Annotated in this window: 5 protein-coding genes; 1 reads left to right on the top strand and 4 read right to left on the bottom strand. The window is 63.0% G+C overall.

Annotated features, from left to right (window positions below):
* Positions 1–192: 192 nt before the first annotated feature.
* From ON20_RS26040 to ON20_RS26025, 4 genes are all read right to left on the bottom strand, one after another.
* Complete coding sequence (locus ON20_RS26040; protein WP_306306877.1) at positions 193–1,011, bottom strand: alpha/beta fold hydrolase; 819 nt, start codon at positions 1,009–1,011, stop codon at positions 193–195.
* Positions 1,012–1,148: 137 nt separating this feature from the next.
* The gene (locus ON20_RS26035) at positions 1,149–1,487 is read right to left on the bottom strand and encodes a MerR family transcriptional regulator (protein WP_040839727.1); all 339 of its coding nucleotides are present in this window, start codon (positions 1,485–1,487) and stop codon (positions 1,149–1,151) included.
* Positions 1,488–1,496: 9 nt separating this feature from the next.
* Positions 1,497–1,862, bottom strand: a complete 366-nt coding sequence (locus ON20_RS26030) for a DUF1048 domain-containing protein (protein ID WP_040839726.1) — start codon at positions 1,860–1,862, stop codon at positions 1,497–1,499.
* A 2-nt stretch (positions 1,863–1,864) separates the two neighbouring features.
* Positions 1,865–2,194 (bottom strand): PadR family transcriptional regulator, encoded by a 330-nt coding sequence (locus ON20_RS26025; RefSeq protein WP_040839724.1) that lies wholly within the window; start codon positions 2,192–2,194, stop codon positions 1,865–1,867.
* Positions 2,195–2,393: 199 nt separating this feature from the next.
* On the opposite strand from ON20_RS26025, the gene ON20_RS36820 reads away from it, so the two are divergent.
* Complete coding sequence (locus tag ON20_RS36820; RefSeq protein ID WP_040839722.1) at positions 2,394–2,636, top strand: site-specific integrase; 243 nt, start codon at positions 2,394–2,396, stop codon at positions 2,634–2,636.
* Positions 2,637–2,649 lie beyond the last annotated feature (13 nt).

Below are 2,649 nucleotides of genomic sequence, written 5' to 3'. Positions count from 1 at the left end.
GCTCGAACTTACCGGAGGGTGAGCGACGTAAGTACCTCATCAGCCCGATCTTCTTTCCGCTACCGAGGTGATGTGATGAATGGGGGGCGTCGAGATCGACCCACGGGCGGTGGTCACTATTCGGCGGACATCCCATATTTCCGACGGGGCGGCCTACCGAAATGGTTCCGCGGCCGCCGCCTGGATGCCATCTCAGCGCTGCCTGCGGTCGAGCCCACCGACCACGCGAACCGCCTCGGCGATGGCACGAAAGTCTTTGCGCAGGATGCTGCTGTGGTTGCTGGACACCTTGGCGTGGATCTCGATGTTGGGGTTGCGTTCGACTACCTTGTGCAGGCTCGCACGGATGCGTTCCTGCTCATCGCCTTTGCTGCCGAGTGAGGAGCCGGAGGCGTTGACGTAGCGGGTGGGCACGGTGATGTTGTCCATCACAGGGCCCAGTTCACGCTCGCGTGCGATCTCGCCGAGCTCGATGTTGCTCTCGGCGATCTGCTCAGCGGTCATCCGCGGGGCCATGCCGATCGGGCGTAGCAGCGGCATCACCCAGCCCAAGCGGCGCCACAGCTTACGCATGCCTTCTATATCGATCTCATCGATCCAGTCGTGTGGTTGCGCTCCGTCGACCAAGACCGCGCCGATAGCTCGCTCGGGATTGCGGCTGGTCCAGTGCGCCGCGACGAAAGCACCGTAGGACCAGCCGATCATCAGCGCCCGGGATATACCGCGTGCGGCCAGGACCGCGTCGATGTCGGCGACGTTGGTCGCGAACGAATAGTCCGCCGAGGTCTTCGATTTGCCACGGGCTCGCATGTCGTAGGTGATATGGCGCCAGCCCGGTCCGAGTTCGGCAATCACGCGCTGCCAGTGGTGTTGAGTAGCGACGTGGCCGTTGACGTAGAGGACCGGGATACCGGGTCCGCCGGTGTCGGCAACCGCCAGGGCGGTGTCGCCGACCGGGACCATGCCGGTCCAGGAATGGTTCGCGGATCTGGTGTTTCGTTGCATGCGCATGGCACATCCTTCCTACTGTGAATAAATACGTATACGTGCGAATATGCGTATAGCGGTGGACAGGGTCCGGCCGTTGCGCTGTGTCGCGATAGAGGTTGATCAAGCCGGAGATAGGGCCTGCGGCGGCAAGGCGCGGCTCAACGCCGCGACGTGCCTGTCATGTCGAGCACGCGCTCGACATGGTCGAGGTAGTCCAGTAGGGCTCGGATCTCGGTTGCCGGCACGCCCGCGCCCATTAGTGCGTAGACCTGGACCAGCCGTAGTATCTCGGCAGGTCGATACCGACGACAGCCAGCGCTGTCCGGTTCGGGCTCATCGGCCGGCCCGTTCTGGTGATAGTGCTGCACGGTCGCGGCCGTGCAGCCGACGAAGGCCGCTGTCTGATCGATCGTGAATCCCGCTCCCGCCACGCCGAGCGCCGCGCCGGACTCTCGCGGGGCCTGCGCACGGAGGGGTCGCGCATGCCGTGTCGGCATCGCAGGGTCCTAGCTTCCCGATCCCGCGTCGTCTGCGGCGTGGGCGATAGCATCGGTCAGCCGCTTACGTTCGCGGTTCTTCCACGAATCCTGTTGATAGTTGCGGGCAAAGGCCTCGATGAACTCCACGGGGTCGTCTCCGACGACCGCACGGATCGGGGTCGAGTCCGCAGCACTCTGCTCGAACAGGTCGAGCAGGTCCTCGAAAATTGCGGTGCTGCCGCCCGGGCCGAGATACATCAGGTATCGCTCGAAGGCTTCGACCGCTACGCGGTAGCCCTCGGGCAGTTGCTTTGTGCGGGCCTTGTACTGGCGCCAGCGCTGCTTGTTGCCCAAGTCCCCGATAACCTTCGAGGTGAGCTTGGTGAAATCCATGGTCACTTGCCTCCTTCGCGAAGCTGAGCGAGCCGGTCGGCGAGGAAACCCCACGTCGTCCAGAACTCGTCGAGGTACTGCCGGCCGTGGGTGTTGAGGGAATAGACCTTGCGCGGCGGGCCTTTTTCCGACGGAATCTTCTCCACATCGACGAGGCCCTTCTTCTCGATCCGGACCAGCAAGGCGTAGATCGTGCCCTCGGCGATATCGGTGAATCCCTGCTCACGCAGCCGCGCGGTGATCTCGTAGCCATACGCCGGCCGCGCCAGCAGCACCGCCACAACGATCCCCTCCAAGGTCCCCTTCAACATCTCGGTGATCTGCTTCCCCATGTCACCTCCCTCTCTAGTCAGTGCTGCTAGCTACCAGTACAAAGTAACACTGACTACCAGTATCTAGCAACACTGAATAGCGGAGAATGAGCATCTCTGGCCCCGGGCGGCGCCATAGAACGCTTACCGGCGACATGACTCAAGAAATGGGGAGAGCAGAAAGTGTGCGGCGGACTGACGCAAGGAACAACTCAGTTCGGTGGGATCTGCACGAACTCCGGCACTCCGGCTGACCCACCTCGGGGAATCCGGAGCCGGCCTGCTCGAACTCATGGCCAAGTCCCGGCACCGCAAGGTCGAGAACCTGCGCCGCTACTTCAAACCATCACCGCAGGCAATGCGCGACCTCCCCACGCTGTTCGTCCGGACGCCTAACGCTGACGCTGAGCTGCGGCGTTTCCATATCCGCTATTTCTTCGGCGATTGCTGCAACCGCCGCTAGCTGGGCGCTAGTT

It is taken from the genome of Nocardia brevicatena NBRC 12119, assembly GCF_000308495.1.
GTDB classification, from domain to species: domain Bacteria; phylum Actinomycetota; class Actinomycetes; order Mycobacteriales; family Mycobacteriaceae; genus Nocardia; species Nocardia brevicatena.
This window is presented reverse-complemented; position numbering and strand designations above follow the sequence as displayed.